The organism is Acidipila sp. EB88 (genome assembly GCF_003858395.1).
Taxonomy (GTDB): Bacteria; Acidobacteriota; Terriglobia; order Terriglobales; family Acidobacteriaceae; genus EB88.
This window is the reverse complement of the sequence record NZ_QWEV01000005.1, coordinates 981398-1006208: the sequence shown is the minus strand read 5'-3', so window position 1 is coordinate 1006208 and position 24811 is coordinate 981398. Positions and strand designations below refer to the sequence as shown.

General features: G+C 65.7%; 16 protein-coding genes. 8 read left to right on the top strand and 8 right to left on the bottom strand.

What is annotated here, in order from left to right; all coding sequences use genetic code 11:
• Positions 1 to 6: 6 nt before the first annotated feature.
• Entirely contained in the window at positions 7 to 1050 is a 1044-nt protein-coding gene (locus D1Y84_RS05040; RefSeq protein ID WP_158615328.1) for an NAD(P)-dependent oxidoreductase, read from the top strand.
• Here the strand turns inward: D1Y84_RS05040 and D1Y84_RS05035 are convergent, their stop codons facing one another.
• The 6 genes from D1Y84_RS05035 to D1Y84_RS05010 form a co-directional block, all read right to left on the bottom strand.
• Entirely contained in the window at positions 1051 to 2709 is a 1659-nt protein-coding gene (locus D1Y84_RS05035) for a hypothetical protein (protein WP_124847546.1), read from the bottom strand.
• A 405-nt stretch (positions 2710 to 3114) separates the two neighbouring features.
• Positions 3115 to 3390, bottom strand: coding sequence for a hypothetical protein (locus tag D1Y84_RS05030; protein ID WP_124847545.1), 276 nt, complete (start codon positions 3388 to 3390; stop codon positions 3115 to 3117).
• A gap of 70 nt (positions 3391 to 3460) precedes the next feature.
• Positions 3461 to 4720 (bottom strand): beta-ketoacyl synthase, encoded by a 1260-nt coding sequence (locus D1Y84_RS05025; protein ID WP_124847544.1) that lies wholly within the window; start codon positions 4718 to 4720, stop codon positions 3461 to 3463.
• Position 4721: 1 nt separating this feature from the next.
• Positions 4722 to 5066, bottom strand: coding sequence for a phosphopantetheine-binding protein (locus tag D1Y84_RS05020; RefSeq protein ID WP_124847543.1), 345 nt, complete (start codon positions 5064 to 5066; stop codon positions 4722 to 4724).
• Positions 5067 to 5316: 250 nt separating this feature from the next.
• Positions 5317 to 6057 carry a response regulator transcription factor gene (locus D1Y84_RS05015; protein WP_233581549.1) on the bottom strand — a complete coding sequence of 247 codons (741 nt, stop codon included), beginning with the start codon at positions 6055 to 6057 and terminating at the stop codon, positions 5317 to 5319.
• A gap of 2 nt (positions 6058 to 6059) precedes the next feature.
• Positions 6060 to 7712, bottom strand: coding sequence for an ATP-binding protein (locus D1Y84_RS05010; RefSeq protein WP_124847541.1), 1653 nt, complete (start codon positions 7710 to 7712; stop codon positions 6060 to 6062).
• A 436-nt stretch (positions 7713 to 8148) separates the two neighbouring features.
• Between D1Y84_RS05010 and D1Y84_RS05005 the strand changes: the two genes are divergently transcribed.
• The 7 genes from D1Y84_RS05005 to infB all read left to right on the top strand — a co-directional run bounded on the left by D1Y84_RS05005 (position 8149) and on the right by infB (position 22782).
• Positions 8149 to 9399, top strand: coding sequence for an efflux RND transporter periplasmic adaptor subunit (locus D1Y84_RS05005; RefSeq protein ID WP_233581150.1), 1251 nt, complete (start codon positions 8149 to 8151; stop codon positions 9397 to 9399).
• A gap of 46 nt (positions 9400 to 9445) precedes the next feature.
• Positions 9446 to 12586 (top strand): efflux RND transporter permease subunit, encoded by a 3141-nt coding sequence (locus tag D1Y84_RS05000; RefSeq protein WP_124847540.1) that lies wholly within the window; start codon positions 9446 to 9448, stop codon positions 12584 to 12586.
• Positions 12586 to 14094 (top strand): TolC family protein, encoded by a 1509-nt coding sequence (locus D1Y84_RS04995; RefSeq protein ID WP_233581149.1) that lies wholly within the window; start codon positions 12586 to 12588, stop codon positions 14092 to 14094. Before D1Y84_RS05000 ends, D1Y84_RS04995 begins: the two co-directional genes overlap by 1 nt.
• Positions 14095 to 14704: 610 nt before the next feature.
• Positions 14705 to 15805: a glycosyltransferase gene (locus D1Y84_RS04990; protein WP_124847539.1), complete on the top strand. Its 1101-nt coding sequence runs from the start codon at positions 14705 to 14707 to the stop codon at positions 15803 to 15805.
• Positions 15806 to 16081: 276 nt separating this feature from the next.
• The gene (gene rimP, locus D1Y84_RS18365; protein WP_233581148.1) at positions 16082 to 17065 is read left to right on the top strand and encodes a ribosome maturation factor RimP; all 984 of its coding nucleotides are present in this window, start codon (positions 16082 to 16084) and stop codon (positions 17063 to 17065) included.
• A 134-nt stretch (positions 17066 to 17199) separates the two neighbouring features.
• Positions 17200 to 19107 (top strand): transcription termination factor NusA, encoded by a 1908-nt coding sequence (nusA, locus tag D1Y84_RS04975; protein WP_233581147.1) that lies wholly within the window; start codon positions 17200 to 17202, stop codon positions 19105 to 19107.
• Positions 19108 to 19266: 159 nt separating this feature from the next.
• Positions 19267 to 22782: a translation initiation factor IF-2 gene (infB, locus tag D1Y84_RS04970; RefSeq protein ID WP_124847538.1), complete on the top strand. Its 3516-nt coding sequence runs from the start codon at positions 19267 to 19269 to the stop codon at positions 22780 to 22782.
• A 359-nt stretch (positions 22783 to 23141) separates the two neighbouring features.
• Here infB and D1Y84_RS04965 read toward each other — a convergent pair whose 3' ends face one another.
• Both D1Y84_RS04965 and D1Y84_RS04960 read right to left on the bottom strand, forming a co-directional pair.
• On the bottom strand, positions 23142 to 23870 hold the full coding sequence (locus tag D1Y84_RS04965) for a GNAT family N-acetyltransferase (protein WP_124847537.1): 729 nt from the start codon (positions 23868 to 23870) through the stop codon (positions 23142 to 23144).
• Positions 23871 to 23906: 36 nt separating this feature from the next.
• On the bottom strand, positions 23907 to 24803 hold the full coding sequence (locus tag D1Y84_RS04960; RefSeq protein ID WP_233581146.1) for a magnesium transporter CorA family protein: 897 nt from the start codon (positions 24801 to 24803) through the stop codon (positions 23907 to 23909).
• Positions 24804 to 24811: the final 8 nt, after the last annotated feature.

The following is a 24811-nucleotide window of genomic DNA, read 5'->3' as shown; positions in this document are numbered from 1 at the left end:
CCGCCCTTGCTCGAACCATCTGCCCCCGGCGACCACGTGCACGCGCTGGTCACCGGGGCCAGTGGCTTCCTGGGCGGCCGGCTCGTCGAGCTGCTGGTCGGGCGGGGCATCGAGGTCTCCATCCTCGCGCGCCCATCCTCGGTTGTGGCCGAGCGCCCCGGCGTCCACGTGGTGCGTGCCGAGCTGGCTCCATCGCCCGCGAGCAACACACCCGAACACCCGCAGCTCGCCGCCGCCCTGGCGCCCGTGCTCGCACACATCACCCACGTCTTTCACTGTGCCGGCTGCTCTACCGACTGGGCGCCACTCGCGCAGTATCGCGATGCCAACATCACTGCCGTCGCCACCCTGCTCGCACTGCTGGAGCAACATGCTCCGCGGCTCCAGCGCCTCCTGCATGTCAGCACCACTGACGTCTACGGCTATCCTGTCTCGGCAGCAGGCGATGAAACGATGCCCACGCGCGCCACGGGCCTGCCCTACAACGAAACCAAGCGCTCTGGCGAAGCACTCGTCTGGCAGGCAGCCGCGCGCGGCCTTCCCGTCACCGTGGTGCGCCCCGCCAGCATCTACGGCCCGCACGGAAAGGCATTCGTCACCGATGTCGTTACACTCTTGAAGCAGCGGCTTATGCTGCTGGTCGACAGTGGCCGCGCACCCGGCGGCTTCGTCTACGTCGACGACGTGTGCCACGCCATGTGGCTTGCCGCCATGGCGCCGGGGGCTTGCAACGAGGCCTACAATCTCAGCAGCGTCGACGGCGCCACCTGGCACACCTACACCACCGCACTGGCGCGCGCACTTGCATTGCCGGCTCCGTGGCTGCACCTGCCGTTCGTCGCCGCCATGGCGCTCGCCACCGTTTCGGAACTGCCGCACAAGGCAGGCCTGCCGGGCCGCCCCCTGCTCACGCGCCATGCCGTCTACCTGCTCGCGCGCGACCAGCAGTACAACACCCGCAAGGCGCAGCAGCAGCTCGGCTGGCAGCCTTCCACGCCGCTCGAGCAGGGAATCCAGGCCTCCGTCGCCCCGCTGCTCAGCCAGCGTTAGCTAAAACGAGAACACCGGTCCCACCTGGACCGTGTAGTTTCCGCGATTGATAAAGTTTTCCTTCGACAACCAGGAGAAGTACGGCGGCGCGCCCAGCGCCGGCGGGTCTACCTTGTCCGTGCGATAACGCACCACGTCTTCATCCACGCCCAGCCGGATCGCAACGCCATGCGCGAGCTTGTAATCCCCGCTCAGCCCCACGTCCCACGCAAAGTGCGTCACGCCGCCCAGCGGCGGCTGGTTCGGTGTGCCATTCGCATCGATCACCCCAGGCTCCGGTATCGTCGCGGGCGCGGCTGGCGTCGTGCCGATGTTGTATGGCGTCACCGGCACCACGAATGTGACCGGGCTCGCGAGATAAGCATTGGTAAAGTGCACCAGCCCCGGGCGAATCGCCAGGTGTACCGCGTACTGCTCCCACTCCCTGGTCGCGCTCAATCCAAACGCCGCCACCACCATGTCGCCGCCCGCGCGGTCGCTCGGCAGTGGGCTTGCGCCCGGGTGGTAGCTCACGATCGAGTCAAACGCCAGCCAGTCCCGCAGCTTCACGGAGCCTTCCACGCCGCCGCCGATCACATTGTGGCGGCAATTAAAGCAATCCGCCGAATTTGTGGCGATCGACACATTCCGCGCAAACGGCGCAATCGAGAAGCGCGGAATCCGCGTCGCCTCCACCGCCTCGTCCGAACGGAAGAAGTGCACGCGATCCGCCGGCGCTGGACTTTCCTGGAAGTCGCGATACCATGGCACACGCCACCGCAACATATTCGCAAATGAACGCGAAGGGCTCAGGCTGCCACGCACGATCTTGGGCCACAGCTTGTCCGGGTACGCCTCCGACAGTCGGTCGCTGATCTTTTTGTCGAGCACGTCCTCGCCCACCACCCACACCATGCCCACCACGGGCGTAATCACAAAGTCCGTCCAGCCCGTATTGTTGGTGTACTTGGTGTCGATCGTGCCCGGCCCGAAGGTCGCACTGGTGCAGTGATAAAAACACTGGTTGCCGTATGTGAAACCGCCATCGTTACCGATGCCGGCTTCGCCCGTCGGCCCGATCTTTTCGTGCGTGCTGAAAACCGTCGCCCACAACAAACCCTTGAAGCGTGACATCGTGTACCCGGGGTCTCCCCACTCAAGCCGCGCATCGCTCGGGCTGTTCTGTATCTCGATATATGCCGACACCGCACCCTGGATGGGGTGCCCGATGTCATCCACCAGGAAGTCATCGCCATCGCTGAAGCGCCGCATGTTCCACTGCCGCATCGACGCCACGTAGTCATGCCAGAAGGGCTTGTGCCCCAGCAGGTCGCGCATCACGTCATCGCTTGATGTGCGAAACGCATTCTCGACGATGTTGAATTCCACCGTCTGCCAGATCAGTCCACGCCACTGGTACGGACCCGGCGAACCGTCATCGCGGGTGGTGCTCGCCGGCGTCACCCATGGGCGCAGATGGTCCCGCAGGCTGTGATCAATAAGCGGAGTCTCGGGCCCGGCACTGCTGGGGCCGGTGAAATCCTCGGCGCTGAACGCAGAAGAACGATGCAACGTTGAAGGAGCAGCAGTGCCCGCAAGCTCCAGCAAGGGTCGCCTTGGTGCTGCTTTCAACGCGGGAGGCGTGCTCGACTGCGCACCCGCCACACCTGCAACGATCACGCTCCATACCAGTGCCCATGCGCTTTGATTGCGCCGCCGACTTTGTTCTTTTCCTGCCCTCAGCAATTTTTCTCCTGCATCTGCGTCGTCGCCTTCTCACATGTGCTGGGGCACATGCCGGCAATCTATCCTGCGCATCACGGCTGCGGCGCGATCATTGCGCCGCGTCGGAATGCACCGAGAACGCGCACATACGATGAGTCTGGCGCTACCTATCAGGGTGAATCCGGCGCAGCCGCTTCCTGCTGCTTCCGGACCAGGCAGCCAATCGAACACGGCCACGTCCGTCTTTGTTTTGAGTAGACGAAACCCTGCGGGCGCGAGTTGCACATAGGCTCGCACTGCGGATACACACACGGTTGCACTCGGTTCGCTGCGCAACATAGTGCCGTCTGGTCTGCTGACTTAGTAGTTTCCGCGAAAACCCATGGCACGCAACTGCTGCCGGGTGACAGAAGCCTGCACATGATCGGTAGGGAAGACCGACCACGAGCCCACGCCTGCCCGCTCCAGGGCTTCCAGCGCATCGCGCTCGAAGCGGACGCGTTGAAACTGTACCCCGTTCATCACAAAACTATGCGGGCCGCCTGGGACCGGCTCCGCCACGAACTGCAGTCCTGATCCCGTCCATCGCAGCTTGAACACCACCAGGTTGGTGCCGGCGACGCTCAAGCGGCGCATTCCCGCACGTGCCGCCATGCCTTCTGCCCGAACACTTCAATCGACCCCTGCTTGCCGTGCACGACTATCCTTACTGCCACGCTTTGAAGGCAAGCACCGCGTTCAAGCCACCGAACGCGAAGGAGTTCGACAGCGCATACTCCACTGCCTGCTCGCGCGCAGCATTCGGGATCACGTCGAGATTGCACGCCGGGTCGGGCTTGGTGTAATTGGCCGTGGGCGGCAGCATCCCGGAGCGCAACGCCAGGATCGTCGCCACCGCTTCCAGCGCGCCGGCAGCACCCAGCGTGTGTCCATGCATTGACTTGCTCGAGCTCACCGCGACCGCGTCCGCATGCGCGCCGAACACCGTGCGAATCGCCGCAGTCTCCGTACGATCATTTGCTTCCGTTGCCGTGCCGTGCGCGTTGATGTAGCCCACCTGCTCGGGCACAATCCCCGCATCGGCAAGCGCATGCTGCATCGCGCGCGCAGGCCCTGTCGCGGTCGGCTGCGTAATGTGCCCCGCGTCGGCGGTTGCGCCGAACCCAACAATCTCCGCCAGTGGTGTGGCTCCACGCGCCAGCGCTGCTTCCAGCGGCTCCAGCACGAGGATCGCTCCACCCTCGCCCACGATCAGCCCGCTGCGATCGGCAGAGAAGGGCCGGCAGGTATCCCGCGAGATCACGCGCATCGCCTCCCACGCCTTCATACCGCCCAGAAACAATGGCGCTTCGCTGCCGCCGGCAATCGCCATTGGCGCCACGCCCGAGCGCACCAGGTGAAACGCCTGGCCGATCGCGTGGCCCGAAGATGCGCATGCCGTCGAGATCGTGTACGCCGGCCCCTGCAGCCCCCAGCGCATTGTGATGTGGCTCGTGCCGGCATTGCTCATGCCCAGCGGAATCGTCAGCGGGTGCACCCGCGTTCGGTGGTTGTGGAACAGTTCCCAATAGCCGTTTTCTTCCGCGCCGCGGCCGCCCATGCACGAGCCCGTGATCACCGCGGTCCGCTCCTGCAACTCCGGCGTCCACTCGATACCCGACTGCCGGATCGCTTCCATCGCGGGCATCACGGCAAACTGCGCAAAGCGATCCATAAACGACAGCTCGCGCGGATCAAAGTATTTTTCGGGCTCAAAGCCCTGCACCTCGGCTACGTGTTCAAAACGCAGCGGCGCCGCTTCGATGCGATTCAGCGAAGAACGCAGCGGCCGAATCCCTGTCTGGCAGCCCACCAGCGCATCCCAAAATTCTGTGGCATTGTGACCCAGGGCGCTGATCACTCCCAGCCCCGTGATGACCACCCGGTGTGGGCCGTGTGTTGCTGCGCGAAGCGGAACAGAGCTCACGCTATGCGCCTGCCTTGGGGTCGGTACCGCCGTCTTGCGAATTTGCGAGGTCCAGCTCCACCGGCGCGGCGGCACGCGGAAAGTGCGGAGCCGGCAGCCCCGCCTCTTTGGCGTGTGCCAGCAGCGTGACACCTTCCACCATTTGCGGGATGCTGCTCACCTGCTTGGCATCTTCATCGTCAATCTCGATATCGAACTCGCTCTCGAGGTCAAACAGAATATTCAAGCGGTCCAGGGAGTCGATGCCCAGTGCTTCAAATGTGCTCTCGGGCTTCACGCTGTCCAGCGGAACCCGTTTGGTCGTTGCTATCACACGCAGTACTCGATCTTGGATCGACTCGGGCATAGTCCTCAATTTCACCTTGCAGGCCGCATAAATGTTCGCAGAATTGGTAGCCGCTGCGCCCGGTCTCTCGAACAAACCCTGATTTTACCCTTAAGTCGCGCGGGCCGTCTTTCCGAACTGATTCTTCGCGGGTTCTGCCGCCCCTCTTGCACCCTCGCCGGCCGCACCCGGCGACCCGGCCCATGCTCCATCCAGGCTGCCTCGGGCCGCGACCCGGCCAATACCCCGGCCACGCCGCGCGCGCCCTTCTTCATCCCCCACCTCCATCTCCCCCATTGGGCCGCGCATCGGTCCCCGTGTCGAAGTGGTGCTCCAGCGCGATCCGCACCAGTTGCGCACGCGTGCGTACGCCCGTCTTGCTGAACAACTGCTGCAGCACCGCCTTGACCGACCCCTCGGAGATGCCAAGCTGGGTTGCGATCTCCTTGTTCGCGAGCCCCGCGAACACGCCCCGCAACACCGCCTGCTCCCGCTCCGAAAGCTGCAGCTGCGGCGTCCGCCCGGCCTGCTCCCGGTGCTCCGCCAGCCGTGCCGCCGCCAGCACCTGCCCTCGCTCGATTGCCGAAATCAGCGGCTCGCCCCGCATCACCCGGCGGATCGCCTCGATCAGTTCCACCGGCGGCGCATGCTTCAGGAACAACCCCGACACCCCTGCCTCCAGCGCCCTGGCCATCGTCCCCGGGCTCATCCCCGCCGTCACCATCAGCACCCTGCCGCGAAAGCCCAGCGCCCGCGCGCCTTCCAGGAACGCAAAGCCCGTATGCTCGCCCAGGTCGAAGTCCAGCAGCACCAGGTCCGGGGCCGCACCCGCCACCAGCGCCGCCAGAGCCTCCCCTGCCGAGGCGCACTGAACCGCCACCGTCAGGTCCGGCTCCTCGGCCAGCAACCGGCTCAGCCCCTCGCGAAACAATCCGTGATCATCCAGCAGCAGCAGCCGGATCGGCGCTCCATCCGCCCTGTCTTCTGGTGCCGCCCAGTGCCCCGCATCCATCGTCAAGCGAGCCCACCTTTCCCCGACTCCCGCCGTCCCGTCGGCGTAGCCGCCAGCAACTCGATCACAAAGGTCGCTCCCGTTCCCGCTGCCGTCGGCTCGTGGCGCAGGTCGCCCGAGAAAGACCGCATCAGCGCCCGCGAAAGATACAACCCGAGCCCTGCCGCGCGCGCCTGCTGCTGAAACGGCTTAAACAGAAACTCGGGGTGCGGCACCCCCGGCCCCGTGTCGGAAACCGTGATCCGCACCCGTCCCGCGCGCTCGGCCCCCTGCAGGGCAGCCCCGGCATCGTCGCTCCCCAGGCTCCCGGCTTCGTCTTCCTCCGGCGGCAGCACCCGGATCGTAACCGTGCGCTCACGCTCTTCCGCCCCGTCCTCCGTCCCGCCCTCCGCCCCGTCCTCCGTCCCGCCCGCCGGCGACTCGCCCTCCAGCGCATGCTGGCTGTTCTTCACCAGGTTCAGCAGCACCTGCAGCAGGCTCTGCCGGTCAGCCCACACCGGCGGCAGCCCGCGTGGCACCTCCCATCGCAGCGCGATCTCCTCTTCCCGCAACGCAGGTGCAATCACGATCTGGACCTCCTCCAGCAGTGCCGACAGGTCAATCGCCGCCATCTGGTTGGCGGCCTCGCGCAGCTCCACCGAGGCGATCCGCTCCAGCGCCAGCACCAGCGTGCCCAGCGCCTCGAAGTCCTTGGACCCGCGCAGCGCCCCGCGCTGCTGGTCGGCGCGCCGCAGGTTCTCGTGCACCACCGCGATCGCCGCGCACACGTTGCGCACCTCGTGCGACACCGCGCCCACCAGGATGCGCGATCCGGTCAACAGCTGGTGCAGGCTCGACTCCTCCCGGTCCCGGAGATCCTCCGAGGTATCCGCCACAAACACGGCCAGTCGGGCTCCCGTGCTCGTGCTGTAGGTCGAAAACCATAGGTCCGCCTGGAAGATCTCACCCGACGCCCGGTGCCCCCGGCACTGCATCGCCGTGTGAAACGCCGGGCCGGCCGGCATCGGCTCGCGCAGCATCGGCAGCTCCAGCAGCGTCGGCAAAAATGCTGCAAACGACTCTCCGCTCAGCGCCCCGCGCTCCACCCCGAACAACTGGTCGGCCGCCTCATTCGCCAGCAGGATCGTGCCCGCCGCATCGGCCGTAAACACCGCCACCGGGCTGTTCTCCACCAGCACCCGCAGCTGTTCCTCCGCATCCTGGCGGCCGCGCATCTCCTCCTGCACCGTGCGCAGGTGGGCAGCGGTCTTGCCGCGGCCGCTCACCACGCCGTGCACAAACAGCGCCGCGCCCGCAAACGCGCAAAAATACAGCACATCCCGCGGCGGTCCGGAGTGCCGGTTCCACGGATACCCGTCAAAGCACTCCACCAGAGCCGTGCACACCAGCGCCAGCAGCAGCAGAACCCACCGCGGCAGCACCGTCGCCGCCAGCGCCATGGGCAGGAGGTACAGCCAGCCCAGCGGCACCGCGTCGGTGACCAGCCAGTCCAGCAGCGCGATCGACACGGCCAGCGCCAGCGCCTGCCCCAGAACGGCGAGCAGGGCCCGCCGCGGCTGCGGCAACTGGATTGGAACCGCGCCACCCGCCCCAGCGCTCACGCCCGGCTGCGGTCCATGCTGCGGTGCGGTTTCCGGTGTGACGAAGTCAACCAAGACGTTCTTCCTTTCGCCCGTCGCCCCAGGCACTGCCATAAACGCACAACCAACGCGCGGCGATCACAGGCCCGATAGCCGCCCGACGCAATTCAGTATCGGCGCATTCCACCACTTGCCGTATCTTTCCGCCCTTTCTGGCCGAAAGATAAGTCCGCCGCTGCGGCTTTCCCGCCCGCTCAGGCGTCCCGTAGAGGACCCGGCTTCTTACGCATTCTTTACAGACCCGCGGTTACCCTGAAAGGGCAACATCGACGCGGTGGCCGAAAGATAGCTTGGGACACATACGGGCAACGATAGACTGGGGCAGGCAGCACCCGGAGAATCAGCGGCGCTGTGCTGGCGGCACCGCGCGCCCATGGCCTCGCCCCTGCCAGCCGCCGCTGCGACACGGGGTACGCTGCACGCCCGCAGCCCCAGACATGGAACCGGCCACATGCCAAGGAGCCTTACTCTGCGTCACGACCTAGATCACGACCCGCATTCCGAGCTGGCTTCCAACCTGCGCACCACGCTTCCGGCGAAACGGCGCCCCGCACCGGGCATGACCCTGCCTCGGCGCCTCACCGTGACCACCCTGTTCGGCACCCTGCTGCTCGCCGGCTGCGGCCCCAAAAAGCACGATCCTGCCGCTGAAGCACCGCCGGCCTCCGCCACCGTGATCACCGCCGGTGACGCCTCGCTCGTGCACCTCGACAGGCCCGACCAGTTCCCGACCGTGGCCGCGGCAAGCTACCAGGCCACCTCGACCCTGAACGTCACGGGCCAGGTGCAGCCCGATATCTCCCGCGAAATCCCCGTGATCTCGCTTGCCAATGGCCGCGTCGTCGCCACCCACGTCCGCCTCGGCGACTACGTGCGCAAAGGCCAGCTCGTGCTCGAGGTGCAGAGCACCGATGTGACCGGCGCCTTCGCCCAGTACCTCAAGGCGCAAAATGACGAGCGGCTCGCCCGTGTCCAGCTCGACCGCGCCAAACTGCTCTACTCCAAGGGCGCCATCGCGCTCTCCCAGGTCGAGATCGCGCAGGATGCCGACGATGACGCAGCCACCGACCTCCGCGCCGCCGAGCAGCAGCTCCATGTACTTGGCGTCGACCCCAGGCACCCCGGCGAAACGGTCAAGGTGCTCGCCCCCGCTTCCGGCTTCATCATCCAGCAGAACGTCACCGACGCCGCCGCTGCCGGCAACGGCGCCGCGGGCTCGCCCAACGCCTTCGTGATTGCCGACCTGTCCCACGTCTGGATCCTGTGCGACGTCTACGAGAACGATCTCGCCAGCGTCCACCTCGGCCAGAGCGCCGACATTCGCCTCTCTGCCTACCCGGACCGCCCCATCTCCGGAACTGTCGGCGACGTCGGCGCGATCCTCGATCCCAACCTCCGCACCGGCAAGGTGCGCGTGCAGGTACCCAATCCCGGCTTCTTCATGCGCGTCGGCATGTTTGCCACCGCCACCTTCCACGGCAAAAAACAGGAGATGCACACCAGCGTGCCCTCCACCGCGGTGCTGCACCTCCACGACCGCGACTGGGTCTACGAGCCGGTCGGCAATGGCCAGTTCCAGCGCGTGGCCGTGGTCTCGGGCGATACGCTTCCCGGCAACCTGCAGGAAGTCACCAGCGGCCTCGCCGCAGGGCAGCAGGTCGTGCGCAACGCGCTCGAGCTGCAGAACACGGTGGCGCAGTGATCGCACCCAACCCCCGTACTCGTTCAGACGCGCGAGGTGACCAGGCTTGATTCGCGGCATCGTCGACTTCGCTCTCAACAATCGCTTCATCGTCCTGATCATCGCCGTGCTGCTGTTCGGCTGGGGCATCGTCTCGTTCCACAACCTGCCCGTCGAGGCCTACCCCGACGTCGCCAACAACTACGTGACCGTGATCACGCAGTGGCCCGGCCGCGCCGCCGAAGAGGTCGAGCAGCAGGTCACCGTGCCCATCGAGATCCAGATGGCCGGCATCCCGCACATCTCCGCCCTGCGCTCCACCTCGCTCGCCGGCCTGTCCGCGCTCAACATGGTCTTCGACGACGCCTCCGTCAACGACTGGAACCGCGAAAAGGTTCTCGAGCGTCTTTCGCTTGTGACCCTGCCCAACGGCCTGCAGCCGCAGATCGGCACCGACTGGAGCCCGGTCGGCCAGATCTACTGGTACACCCTGGTCAGCTCCAATCCCTCCTACGACAACATGGAGCTCAAATCGCTCCAGGACTGGACGCTCGAAAAGCAGTTCAAGTCCGTTCCCGGCGTAGTGGACGTATCCTCCTTCGGCGGCCAGACCCGCGAATACCAGGTCCACCTCGACCCCGACAAGCTCGTCGCCTACAACCTCACCATCGCGCAGGTGGAGCAGCAGCTCGCCGGCAACAACCTCAATGCGGGCGGTTCGTTCATCGAGGTCGGCGCCCAGCAGATCAACATCCGCGAAGTGGGCCTCTACACCAGCGTCAAGGACATCGAAAACACGGTGCTCAAAACGCAGGCCGGCACCGCCCTGCGCATCCGCGATATCGCCACCGTCACCCAGGGTTCCAAGATCCGCCTCGGCCAGATCGGCAAAACCATCCCCGGCCGCAACGGCACCCTGATCGACAACCCCGACACCGTCGAAGGCGTGGTTCTGCTGCAAAAAGGCCAGAACTCCGACGAGACCCTGGAAGGCATTCACAACAAGGTCGACGAGCTCAACAACCGGATCCTGCCGCCGGGCGTCAAGGTCGTACCCTTCCTCGACCGCTCCACGCTGCTGCACTTCACCACGCACACCGTGCTGCACAACCTCACCGAGGGCATCGTCCTCGTCGTGGTCATCCTGTTCCTGTTCCTCGGCAACGTGCGCGGCGCTCTGATCGTCTCGATCACCATCCCGTTCGCGCTGCTGTTTGCCTCGATCCTGCTCGACCTCGCCCACATCCCCGCCAACCTGCTCTCGCTCGGCGCGCTTGACTTCGGCATGGTCGTCGACGGTGCGGTGGTCATGGTCGAGAACATCGTGCGCCACCTTGGCCACAACAAGGACCCCAACCGCAAACCGATCGACATGATCCGCGAGGCCTCGCACGAAGTGCAGCGCCCCGTGTTCTACGCCATCGGCATCATCATCACCGCGTACCTGCCCATCTTTACCCTGCAGGCCGTGGAAGGCCGCCTGTTCCGCCCCATGGCGTGGACCGTTGCCTTCGCCCTGCTCGGCGCGCTGATCTTCTCCATGATCCTGGCGCCGGTGCTCTCCAGCGTCTTCTTCCCCAACGGCACCACCGAGTGGGAAAACCCCGTCCTCGTCTGGGTCGTCGCGCGCTACCGCCGCATGGCCACCTGGGCCATCGAGCACCGCTGGGTCACCGTTTCCATCGCCGGCCTCGCCTTTGCCGCCTCCATCCTTATGCCGGCCTCCGGGCTGATCGGCTCCGAGTTCCTGCCGCATCTCGACGAGGGCGCCATCTGGGTACGCGGCACCCTGGCCCCGTCCACCGGTCCCACCGAGGGCATCGCCGTCATGGCGCGCGCGCGCCTCGTGCTTTCGCGCTTCCCCGAGGTAACCCAGGTGATCTCCCAGGTGGGCCGTCCCGACGACGCCTCCGACGTCACCGGCTTCTTCAACACGGAATACTTCGTTGACCTCAAGCCCAAGGACCAGTGGCGTCCCGTCTTCGGCGAAGACAAGGACGAGCTGATCGCCGCCATGGATCGCCAGCTCGAGGCCACCCCCGGCGTCATCTGGAACTTCTCCCAGCCCATCTCCGACAACGTCGAAGAAGCCGTCTCCGGCGTCAAGGGCGAGCTCGCCGTAAAGCTCTACGGCACCGACCTCCAGACGCTCGAAAGCAAGGCCGGCGAGATCATGGGGGCCATGAGCAAGGTGCGCGGCGTCGCCGATCTCGGCCTGTTCCGCGTGATCGGCCAGCCCAACCTCAACTACACCGTGAACCGGCAGGCCGCGGCCCGCTACGGCATCAATGTCGCCGACGTGCAGGACGCCATCCAGACCGCGGTCGGCGCCGCTCCCGTCACCGAGGTGCTGCAGGGCGAGGCGCGCTACGACCTCACCATGCGCTACCTGCCCCAGTACCGCGACACGCAGGAGGCGCTCAGCCGTATCCGCCTCGTCGCCACCAGCGGCGAGCGCGTCTCGCTCGCGCAGCTCACTACCGTGCAGATGAAGGACGGAGCCGAGGAGATCTACCGGGAAGACGGTTCGCGCTACGTCGCCATCAAGTACAGCGTGCGTGGCCGCGATCTCGGCTCCACGGTCGAAGAAGCCATCAAGCAGGTCGATCGCGGCGTCAAGCTGCCCCCCGGCTACAAGGTCGAGTGGGCCGGTGAGTACCAGAGCCAGAAGCGCGCCAACAAGCGCCTCGCCATGGTTCTGCCCATCACCATCTTCGCCATCCTGCTGATCCTCTACGCCATGTTTGGCTCCTTCAAGTGGGCCCTGCTCATCATGGGCAACGTCGCCATGGCGCCGTTCGGCGGCATGCTCGCCCTGCTGCTCACCGGCACCCACTTCTCGGTCTCCTCCGGCGTCGGCTTCCTCGCACTGTTCGGCGTCTCCGTGCAGACCGGCGTCATCATGCTCGAGTACATCAACCAGCTCCGCGTCAACGGCCACTCTGTCGAGCAGGCTGCGCTTGAAGGCGCCGTACTCCGCCTGCGCCCCATCATGATGACCATGCTGGTCGCCACCCTGGGCCTCCTGCCCGCCGCTACCTCGCATGGCATCGGGTCTGACTCCCAGCGGCCCTTCGCCATCGTGATTGTCGGCGGACTCATCGGAGCACTGCTGTTGAGCGTCTTCCTTCTGCCCACTCTGTACGTCTGGATCGCTCGAGACGGCGACAAACTGCCTGCGTCGAAAAACGACGAGCTGGAGGCCTGATGTCCCGCCGCTTCTTTATGTCCCGCCGCACCTTCTCGCACTGCCCGCTCACGCGCTCCGTCGCGGCAGCCCTGCTGTTCGCCGCGCCGCTCGCGCACGCTCAAACAACGCAGCAGATCCAGCAGCAGCAGGTCCAAACCCAGCAGCCGCTGCCTGCCGCGCCTGCTCCCGTCGGCACGCCCTCGGCCCAGCAGACCGAGACGCCCCAGCAGCAGCTCAATGGCGCCCCACTTGCCAGCCCCACCGCCCATCCCGGCGCCAACAACAACACGCTCGAGCAGATCGCTCCGCCGCCACCACCGCCGCCTGATCCGCGCCGCAATCCGCCCGCGCGCCCCGGTGCCCTCACGCTCGAGCAGGTCGTCACCCTGGCCCGCAACGCCAACCCCGCCCTGCTCGCCGCGCGCCGCAACCTCGACGCCACCCGCGCTCAGGAGCTGCAGGCCGGCGTCCGCGTCAATCCAAATGTCACCATCGCCGGACAGGAGGTTACGCTGGGCCAGTCCAACCCGGCGAGCCCCTACACCTACGAGGCCGAGGTCTCGCGCCTGTTCGAGCGTGGAGAAAAGCGCCGCTGGCGTCTTGAGAGCGCCCGCGCCACCACCGCGCAGACCGATGCACAGCTTCGCGACCAGGAGCGCAGCACCGTGCTTGCCGTCAAGCAGCAGTTCGTCACCATGCTGGTTGCCAAGGCCTCCGTTGCGCTGGCCGACACCAACCTTGCCGACTTTCGCCGCGAAGTCGCCATCAATCACGACCGCTACCAGGCCGGTGACATCGGCAAGCTCGACTTCGAGCGTCTCGATCTCCAGCTCGCCCAGTTCGAAAGCGATCAATCCTCCGCGCAGATCAACCTGCGGCAGGCAAGCGACCAGCTGCAGACCCTGATCGGCGCCGAAACGCCCCGCGTCGACTTCGACATCCAGGGCGACATCGTGCCGCCCGACCTCACACTTGATCTCGCCACGCTCGACACCCGCGCCCTTGCCAACCGTCCTGACTACCAGGCCGCCATCGCCGGCGTGGCCGTTGCCGACGCCGGCGTCAAGCTCGCCTATGCCAACGGCACCACGGACCCTACGCTTGAAGGCGAATACGACCGTACCTCCATCTACAACTCGGCTGGCTTCAATGTCTCCATCCCGCTGCGTATCTTTGACCGTAACCAGGGCAACAAGAAGACCAGCGAGTACACCGCGCAGGCCAGCCGCTTCACCGTGGTCGCGGCCAAAAACCAGGCTCTATCTGACGTGGACCAGGCCTATGTCGCCTACACGCAATCGCGCAGTCTGTCTGCCCGCTACAACGCGCACTATCTCGACGAAGCACAGGACGTACTCTCCATCGCACAGTTCGCGTACCAGCATGGAGGCATCGCGCTGATTGACTACCTCGATGCCCTGCGCGATTCGCGCCAGACCACGAGTGACGCTCTGCAGGCGTACGCAGCTACATGGCTCGCGATCCACCAGTTGAGCTATGCCGCTGCCTTCGAGGTGCAGCCGTAACGCTCGCCCCGGCTGTCATTACGCGGCGCCACGATTCGCAGCAGTTCGAGGCGTTTCGCAAGCAGGGCACAGCAGGCTTTCCGTTCGTTCTGTGCGCCAAGCTGTTACGAATACGGGCGGCAGGCTTACACTTCTGCGCACCCGGCAGGTGACTTTTGAGGGAGAGTTCGCCTCCCGTTGCACTTAGCTTGCCCGCTTCACAGCAATTCTCGTTGTGACGCACCTCTGCCTTCCGCCAGCTCTTTTTGTGCAAAGCAGCATCGCTTTCCGCGCGCTTCAGTGCGCCGCTCCCTTGCAGATGGGGAGCCAGCGTGTTCTATTGATTGCACCGCTTTAGTAAGCTGTGGGCGCTGCTTAGGGCGCGGCTTGTTGCTCAGGTCATCGCAGTGCACGGCAAGTTAACTGGCGCGAGGTACCGTTTGCGGCGATTGTTCCCGTTCCTGGTGCGTCAACCCGACGTTCCTTCCCCCAAGCACCGCCACAAACCAAGTGTGCAGGACGCCCTGCTCGCCCGTCTCCAGCAACCGGCTGGGCAGGACGCACCGCGCCGGTCGCTCCACGTGTTGCACGTCATCTACCGCCTCTCGCCCGCCGATGGGGGCCGCCGGAGATGCTGCGCCAGTTGGCCGCCAACTACCGCGCCATCGGCGACACCCTCGAGGTCGCCACGCTCGACGACCCTGCCGCGCCCTACCTCAAGGACTGCCGCTTCATCGTGCATGCCTTCGGGCCGCCCACCTCGCAGTACGGGCTTTCGCGCGCGTTGCTGAACTGGCTCGGCGCCAACGCCGCCCGCTTCGACCTGATCGTGATCAACAACGTGTGGTTGTTTCCGGCCGTCGCCGCCTGGATCGCCGCCACCCGTGCCCGCGTGCCCTATGCCGTGTTCACCCATGGCGCCCTCGACGTGTTTTTCAAGCGGCGCTACCCCGCCAAGCACCTCAAGAAGATGGTGTACTGGCCGCTGCAGTACCGCATCCTCAAGGGTGCCGCCGCCGTGCTGTTCACCAGCGAGCTTGAGAGGGAACTCGCCCTCGCCTCCTTCAAGCCCAACAAGTGGGTCAGCGTCGTCGTGCCCTACGGCACTAACAGCCCCGAGGGCGACCCCGAGCGGCAGCTCGCCGCCTTTCACGCTGCGCTGCCGGCCATGCAGGGCCGCCGCTTCCTGCTGTTCCTGTCGCGCATTCATGAGAAGAAAGGCTGCGACCTGCTGATCGAGGCCTTCGCCGGCGTCGCGCGCGAACACCCGGATGTCAGCCTGGTCATTGCCGGGCCCGACCAGACCGGCCTCCAGGCGCGCCTCATGGCGCAGGCCGAGAGCCTCGGCATCGGCGACCGCGTTCACTGGCCCGGCATGCTGCAGGGCGCCGCCAAGTACGGTGCCTTTCGCGCTGCCGAGGCCTTTGTGTTGCCCTCGCACCAGGAGAACTTCGGCATTGTCGTCGCCGAAGCCCTCGCCTGTGGTACCCCCGTGCTCATCTCCGACCAGGTCAATATCTGGCGCGAAATCCTCGAAAGCCGCGTCGGCCTGGTCGAGCCCGACACCAGCGAGGGCACCCTGCGCCTGCTCAACCGCTGGCTCACCCTGCCCGAGCTGGAGCGGCGCCACATGGCGGCCGCCGCGGAAACCGTTTTCCAGGAGCGCTTCTCGCTGCGCCGCTCCGCGGAGTCCATCCACGCCCTGGCCGAGATCTTCCACGGCCGACCCTGAATGCTTTAGCCCCGAACGCAACCCGCCCCGCGCCCGCCTGGCCCGGCTTGCTTCGGCCGAAAGGGTCGCGTAGACTGTTGCCTGTAGACGGTTCCCGATGTTCGCTGACGCAGTACGCGCGGGGCGAGCAGGAGGCAGTGGGCGAAAGCCCACTTTTTCTTTGGGCTCAACTTGTTTCTGGCAGCTCCGGCAACACTCCTCCACAGGCATCCGGGCAGCCAGGGCAGGGACCCCGATGCTCCCCGTAGCAGAACCAGCAGCAGACGGAATGGTGCCATGAGTTTGAACAATCAACAGATCCGTGCGCTCGCCGAGCGCGTCGCCCACTCCCACGGGCTCGACGTGGTGGATCTCGAGTTCGCCGGCGGTGGCGGCAAACACCGCACGCTCCGGATTTTTCTGGAGCGTGATGCGGCCGGCCGCGCCGTGCTGGAACAGCGGCTCGCCGCCCTGCGCGCCGGCGACCCCGGGGCCGGCACCCAGGCACCTGCCGCGCAGCCCGACGCCGATGCTGAAGAAACAGACGACTTCGACGATCTGGACGACCTAGACGAAGACTCCGGCCACGCTGTGGACGACGAGGAAGACGACGAACTCGACACCATCCCCACCCGCCCCGGCACGCCGGACGGCGACGAGGGTGCCTTCGACGACGACGTTTTCTCCGACGACGAAGACGACGAAGACGATGCGGACGAAGAAGAAACCGCTGCGGACGAAGACCCCGCCGAATCCTCCGTCCATCCGGCCGAATCTAATAATCCAGACCACGGCCCTGCCATCGAGCTCGACCTCGTCGACGCCGGCGAAGCCGCCGGCCTCAGCCCGGAAGAAGACGAACTCGCCTACCTGCGCGAGGTGCCCGCCGGCATCCCCGTCGCCCAGCTTTCCGGCATCACCCACGGCGATTGCGAGCGGTTCTCCCGCGACTTCGGCACCGCGCTCGATGTCGAAGACCTGGTCCCCGGCGCCGAATACCTGCTCGAAGCCAGCTCCCCCGGGCTCGATCGCAAGCTCTCCAGGCCCGAGGAGTTCCAGCGCTTCCAGGGCATGCTCTGCAAGGTGCAGCTCTTCACCCCGATCTCCGGAAATCGCCACTGGCAGGCTCATCTCGGCGAGGCCAATGCGCACACGGTCACGCTTGTGCTGGTGCAGCCCAAAACAGGCAAGCGCAGGAAAAAGCCTGAGCCGGAAGCAGCCAAAACCATCACCGTCGACTTCAGCAATATTGAGAAGGCGCAACTCGTTCCGGAGTTCTAGCCCCCCTGTTTCGCGTTCGCTCCAGGCGCGGCTGCCGCAAGGCGGCCAGACCCCGCCCGTGAGGCGGGCGCCGCATAGTACGGATGACCACCAGGCCGTCGCACCTCACAGGGCGGCAGAGAAGGACACACAGTATGGCATCACAGCTGTATCAAAGCATTGAGATTCTCAGCCGCGACAAGGGCATCCAGCCCGAGATCGTCGTCGCTGCGGTCGAGGACGCCATCGCGCTCGCGACCCGCAAGTACTACAAGACGCAGGAAAACATGCGCGCCGAGCTCGACAAGGAGACCGGCGAGATCCGCGCCTACGCCTACAAAACGGTGGTGGAAACGCCGGAAGAAGTAGAGGACGAGGTCAACCAGATCACCCTCGAGGACGCCCGCAACCTGGCGCCCGAGGTCGAGGTCGGCGGCGAGATCCGCTACTACAAGCCCACGGAAGTGCTGGGCCGCATCGCCGCGCAGATGGCCAAGCAGGTGATCTTTCAGAAGGTCCGCGAAGCCGAGCGCGACACCGTGTTTCAGGAGTACGCGCACCGCGTTGGCGAGGTCATCACCGCCACCGTCAAGCGCCTTGAGCCGCAGGACATCATCTTCGAGCTCGGCAAGTCCGAGGCCCGCATGCCACGCCGCGAGCAGTCCCGCCTCGAGCAGTTTGCCGTCGGTGAGCGCGTGCGCGCCGTGCTGCTCCGGGTCGACCGTGCCGCCAAGGGCCCGCAGGTCATCGTGAGCCGCGCCGCCCCCGAACTGGTGCAGAACCTGTTCCAAAGCGAAGTGCCCGAGATCTACGACGGCACCGTGCAGGTGCGCGCCATCGCCCGCGAAGCCGGCGAGCGCACCAAGATCGCCGTGCAGTCCCGCGACAAGGACGTCGACCCGGTCGGCGCCTGCGTCGGCATGAAGGGTATGCGCGTGCAGTCCATCATCCGCGAGCTGCGCGGCGAAAAGATCGACATTATCGAGTTTTCGGAGGAGATCACCACCTTCGCCGAAAAGGCCCTGCAGCCCGCCAAGGTCTCCCGCGTCTCCATCGCCGACCTCAACGAGAAGCAGCTCGAGGTCATCGTCGATGACACCCAGCTTTCGCTTGCCATCGGCAAAAAAGGCCAGAACGTCCGCCTTGCCGCCAAGCTGCTCGGCTGGAAGATCGACATCAAGAGCGAGGAAGAAAAGCGCCAGGAGGTCGAGCAGCAGATGCAGGCCTTCTCCGGCGGTCCCGCCACGGCCATTGAGCAGGTCACCGAACTTGGTGAGCAGATCATCGAGAAACTCGTCGCGGCCGGCATCACAACAGTGGAAGCCCTCGCCGACATGACCCCGGAACAGCTCGAGGAGATCCCGGGCATCGGGGAGCGGACGCTTGAAAAGATCGGACTCGCCGTGCGCCACTACTTCGGCCAGTACGAAGAAGGCGAAGAGCGGCCGGCGGCAGCCGCAACAGAGGGGATCGAAGGAGAAGCAGTGGCAGAGACACACGGAAACAAGCTCGTAGCGGACGAGGATCGCAACCACGTCGAAGTCGATCTGAGCGAAAGCTCGGTCTACGGCAAAGATGACGCAGAGCCGGCGTCCGCAACCGCGGGCGTGAGCCATGACACCACCGACGTCGCGACCGAAGCCGACCTCGACCAGCTGGAGAACCTCACCGGCGGCGCGGACCTCGAAGACGAGCCCGCCACCTACGACAGCCCGCTCGACCACGAGATCGACAAGTCCAACGCCGGTCTGGACGAGGAGATCGATGCCCTCGAGGTCAACCTGACACAGGAAGACGAGATTCCCGACTCGCGGGACGGCTCCGGCCGCATCACCGACGACACTGCCCAGGAGCGTCTCGCCGAGGTGACCGAGGTCGGTCCAATGCTGGACGACGAGGGCGCCGAGTCGCTGACGCCGGGTCGCGACGATACCTCCGCGGTGATCCGTGAGCATCACCCCAACACCGAGATCGCCCGCTCCGAGGCTGTTGTCGAGGGCAACCTGGACGAACCCCGCGACGAGCGCAAGGAAGACAGCAAGGTGGATGAGGGCGGCGCATAATGCGTCGCTCCACCACTCCGCTCAACAGCATTCTTGAGCTGCGCGGAACTGGGCGAGCAGGATGCCTGGTTTCGCGCAATAATGGAAGATGCGTTTACTCCCGCTGTGCCGAGGTTGCAATGAGCATGTAAGCGGTTTGGACGAAACACAAAGGGGCGAATGAGTAAGGTTCGAATTAACGATCTAGCGCGTGAGTTGGAAGTAAAAAGCAGGGCCATTCTGGATGTGCTGACAGCGGTCGGTGTGACCGAGAAGAAGACGCACTCCTCCTCCCTGGAACTGGATGAGGCGGAGCGGGTACGCGGAGCATTGACCCGCGGCGGCAATCGCGGCAGCGGTGGTGCTGCGCGTCGCGAGCCCGAAAGCCGGCCGTCCATCGATCTGTCCAACGTCTCCAAGCCAGGAGACGCTCTGCGCGCCATTCAGGAGCGCCTGCAGGAGCGTGCCGGCGGCAGCCGCCCACAGGAGCGTCCCACAATCAGTGCTGCAACGCCCACAGCCCCGGCACCTGCCGCGGCTCGGCCTGTTGTGGCCGCGGCACCTCCTCCTCCGCGTCCCGCAGTGGCGGCCACTCCGCCCTCACAGCCCATCGTGGCTGCAGCGCCCCCGGTTCGTCCCCCGGCACCGCCCGCTGCTGCTGTCGTGGCAGCCCCGCCGGTTGCTGCTCCCGCTCCGCCCGTCGCGACGGCTCCCCAGCCCGCTGCCCCAGCAGCGGCTGCCGCCGCTCCGCAGGTTCCGGCGGCAGCAGCCAGCGCTCCTGCCGGTTCTCCGGTAGCCGCGCCACGGCCTGCTGCGCCAGCCGCTCCGGTCGCTGCGCAGCCTGCAGCGCCGGCTCGCCCGCACGTGCCCAACTTTGGTCCCCGTCCTCCGTTCGGCCCCAACGCCAACGCGGACCGTCCGGCACCACGCCGCATCGTGCCTCAGCCGCGCCAGGCTCCGCAGATCATCGCGCCGCCTGCCATTGCGGCCAAGCCACCCTCCGGCCCGGTTGTCGCGCGTCCCCCCGTAGGCGCCGTAGCCGCGGCTCCACGCCCGGCCATCGCCTCCAGCGCACCCACTACTCCGGTCGTGGTGGCGCGTCCGCCGGCTCCGCCAGCCGCGCCCGTCGCTCCGCAGGGCGCAGCCCCGGCAGTGCCGGTCGCAGCCACTCCGGCGATTCCCGCACAGGCAGCCGCGCCGGTCGCTCCGGAAATCAAGGCAGACGCCGCACCCGTGGCACCCCCGGTTCCTGAAGTTCCGGCAGTGCCCGCGCGTCGCGTCATCATGCCGCAGACGGGCCCACGCCCGGTCTACACCGCGCCCCCACCAGTCGCCCGCCCCACTCCGCCGCCCGCGCCCACAGCGCAGGCTGGTGGACCGGGTGGCGCTGCAGGTCTGCAGCGCGGCCGTCCTATCTTTGAGCGCCGTCCCGGCGGCGCACCCGGTGGCGCCGGCGCCCCGCCGGCTTATGGACAGCGTCCTTCCGGCGGCTATGCCGGCCCCACCAGCAGCTACGCTGGTCCCGGTGGCCCCGCTGGTGCGCGTCGTCCCATGCATCCCACCCGTCCGGGCTTCGCTCCTGGCGGTCCTGGTGGACGTCCCGGCGGCCCTGGCGGTCCCGGTGGACGTCCCGGCTTTGGCGCTCCACGCCCCGGTGGTTTTGGTGCCCGTCCGGCTGGTCCGGGCGGAGCAGCCGGCGGTCCTCCGCCCATGGGTGAGGCGCCCCGCGCGCCGCGTCCGAGCGGACCCAAGGGTCGCGGTCGTCAGCAGTATCCCAAGAGCAAAGAAGGCCCGATGAAGGGGTTCAATCCGCCGCCGCGTTACGGCGGTGCGATGACCTCCAACGAGCCTCTCCCGATCACGCGCAAGATCACCGTCACTGAAGGTATTTCGGTCAAGGATCTTGCCGAGAAGCTTGATGTGCGCGGCAAGGATCTGATCGCGAGCCTGCTGATGCGTGGCGTTTTCGTCACCGTCAACCAGTCGCTCGACGGTGAGCTGGTCAAGGAAGTCGCGGCCCAGTTCGGCGCGGATACCGAGGTCATCACCTTTGAAGACCAGATGGCCAATGAGTCGATCGAAAGCATCCTCTCGCAGGAGAATATCGACGAACTCGAGGTCACCCGCTCGCCCGTCGTCACCGTCATGGGTCACGTCGATCACGGCAAGACGTCGCTGCTTGACGCCATCCGTGAAACCGACGTCGCCAGCGGCGAAGCCGGCGGCATCACCCAGCACATCGGCGCCTACAAGGTCCGCATCAACAAGCCGGACTCCCCGGCCTTTGGTCGCGAGATTGTGTTCCTCGATACGCCGGGTCACGAAGCCTTTACCCGCATGCGTGCCCGCGGTGCCAAGGTCACGGATATCGTTGTGATCGTGGTCGCAGCCGATGACGGCGTTATGCCGCAGACGCTCGAAGCCGTTGATCACGCCAAGGCCGCCGGCGTGCCGATCATTGTTGCTGTCAACAAGATCGACAAGCCGGAAGCCCAGCCAGACCGCGTCATGAAGCAGCTCGGCGACCGCGGCGTCGTTCCCGAAGTCTGGGGCGGCGACACGATCTTCGTCGATGTCTCGGCCAAGAAGCGCCTCAACCTTGACCTGCTGCTCGAGAACATCTGCCTCACCGCCGATGTGGCTAACCTCCGCGCTACCCCGGGCCGTTCCGCCGTGGGTACCGTGATTGAAGCCAAGCTCGATCGTGGCCGTGGTGCTGTCGCCTCCATCCTGGTTCAGAATGGAACGCTGCGCGCCCAGGACTCCTTCATCGTCGGCAACACGTTCGGCAAGATCCGCGCGATGTTCGACGATCGTGGTCGTCCCATCGAAATCGCAGGACCTTCGACCCCGGTCGAAATCCTCGGCCTCGAAAGCATGCCGGATGCCGGTGACACCTTCCTCGTCGTGGCCGATCGCGACAAGGCCAAGGGCATCGCGCAATACCGCAAGCTCAAGGAGCGCGAAGCCACGCTGGCCAAGTCCAGCCGTGTCTCGCTCGAAGGCCTTGCCGACCAGATCAAGCAAGCCGGTATGAAGGAACTGCCGCTGATCATCAAGGGCGACGTGCAGGGTTCGGTGCAGGTTCTGGCCGACTCGCTGCAGAAAATGTCCACCGAGAAGGTCCGCATCAAGGTCATTCACTCCGGAGTCGGCGCCATCACCGAAAGCGATGTGCTCCTGGCCTCGGCCTCGAACGCGATCGTCATCGGCTTCAACGTCAAGCCGGACCGCAAGTCCACCGACCTTGCCGAGCAGGAAAACGTGGAAATCCGTCTGCACTCGATCATCTACGAGCTGCAGGATGAAATCCGCAAGGCCATGCTCGGGCTGCTCGACCCGGTCTACAAGGAGAACTATCTTGGCCGCGCCGAAGTGCTCGAGGTCTACCGCATCCCCAAGGTCGGCACCATTGCCGGCTGCCGGGTCACCGACGGCTCGCTCAAGCGCGACACCGAGATCCGCGTCATGCGTGGCGGCGAACAGGTCCACAAGGGCCGGCTCGCTTCCCTCAAGCGGTTCAAGGACGATGCGCGTGAAGTCACTAACGGCATGGAGTGCGGCGTCGGCGTAGCCGGCTTCTCCGATCTCCAGCCTGGCGATCTCATCGAGGCCTTCAACATGGAGCGCGTCGCCGCGGAGCTTACCTCCGTCAAGCCCAACGCCCCGGTTGCAGCAGCCACCGCCGCCAACTAACCCGCTTCACGAACCGAAAAAGGGCGGTGACCTCTACGGTCACCGCCCTTTTTCATGCTCGCTCAACACTGTCCCCCCGCGTTCAAGCAGAAGCAGTCCTCGACGCAAAGCCGACGGAGCGCAGAGCAAACAAGCCACACGGGCCGCCGCGCACCTCGACACTCGCATAAAAGCGGTGATACCCACATCTCGCCTTGAGATGTGGGGCACCCACCGCACCGACCCGAGTCCTGACTTTGTTCGAACCAAACCAGCACTCTGGTCGCCACCTCCGCCAACGAACCGCACCACGAAAAGAAAGGGACGGTGACGTCAACGGTCACCGCCCCTGTTCCTGCACTCTTCTCAGTCAACATCGTCTACACAGGCCGCTGGAGGTGGTGCCAGTACACCGTGTGCACCGGCACAAACCCCAGCCGTCGGTAGATCGCCTGTGCCTTCAAGTTCGACGCATCCACTCCCAGGAAGCTTCGCCATCCCGTACGCGCCTCTGCCCGGATCCGGTGCCGGATCAGCATCTCTGCATAACCCCGCCCCCGATGCTCAGGATGCGTGCACACCGCTGAAATCTCCCGCATGCCCGGCACCGCCAGCCGCTCCCCGACCATTGCTACCAGCGCGCCATCCACGCGGATTCCCGCGAACTTCCCCAGCATCGCCGCTCTCGGGCCGAAGAACCCGGGAAAGGCCACCGCTTTCAGCGCAATCATCTCCGCGAAGTTCTCCGGCCCAAGCTCCTCGATCTCCGGGCTACCAACCACCGGTTCTGACTCCGGCGCGCTCTCCGGCAATACCATCAGCCTGCCTTCGATCGACGCCAACTCCACCAGCCCCGCCTGCGGCAGTGCCCCACGGCTCATCACAAATAGCTTTTCCCCGGGTTCCATCAGGGCCTTGAGGGCATCCAGCGCCTCCACCGTATCCTCACGCAAACCCCCAAAGGGAATCACATCCGGCAGAAATCGTTTCGCCAGCGCCCCGCCCAGCGCATACTCCGCCTGCTCCGTACACAACGCCTCGAAGTACGCATTGCCCAGCGCCCGTTCCTGCTCCGCCGTCACGATCTCCCTTACGCCCAACTCTGCCATGTCGCGTCACCCTCGTTCTTATCTTGCACCGTGCGCCTATCCCAGCCACCGCATCAGCACCAGCAAGCCGCCCGTTAGCGAGAGGGTCAACGTCGCCACCCACTCCACCGCGTACTTTGAATCCACAAACGGCAGCCCTTTGATATTCATGCCGTAGACCCCGGTCACCACCAGCGCCGGCAGCGCGATTGTCGACAGCACCGTCAGCACCTTGACCACCTCGTTGGTGCGGTTCGCGATGCTCGACAGGTAAATATCGAGCGCATTGTTCAGAAGGTCGCGCTGTGTTTCCACCGTGTCGAGCAGGCGCGAAATGTGGTCGTACAGGTCGCGCAGGTACAGCTGGTGCGGGCTGTCCAGCGGCAAACCGCCATCGCGCTGCAGGTGCATGCTCGCATCGCGCGTGCTCACCAGCAGCCGCCGAATGTCCACCAGCTGCCGCTTCACCGCGAAGATCTCGCTCAGCAAATCCGGCGCCGGCGAAATCACCCGGTCCTCCAGCGCATCGATCTCGTCATCCAGCGCGTCGATAGCAGGGAAGTACGAGTCCACGATCGAATCGAAAATCAGGTACAGCAGCCGCGGCGGCGGAGCCGACGAACACTCTTCCTGCGCGCGCCGCAGCGCCGCCGCCACCTGCACCTTGTCCGTGTCGGCAATCACGATAAAAAACGGATCAGCCTGCCCGGGCTTCTCTCCGGCCTCTTCCGCATGGCTGGCAAAGATGCAGATCGTTTCCAGCACCGGGTCTTCCGCGCCCTGCACCAGCGTCAGCGTCTTCAGCAGCGCAAACACATACGTGCTCGACCCCTCGACCTTGACGCGCTCGCCCGCCGAGCGCGCATCTTCCATATGCAACGGGTGCAGGTGCAGTTTGCTCGCAAGTGCATCAAGTTCCGCATCGTCGGCCGACTTAAAGTGGTACCAGGTCAAGGTGTTCG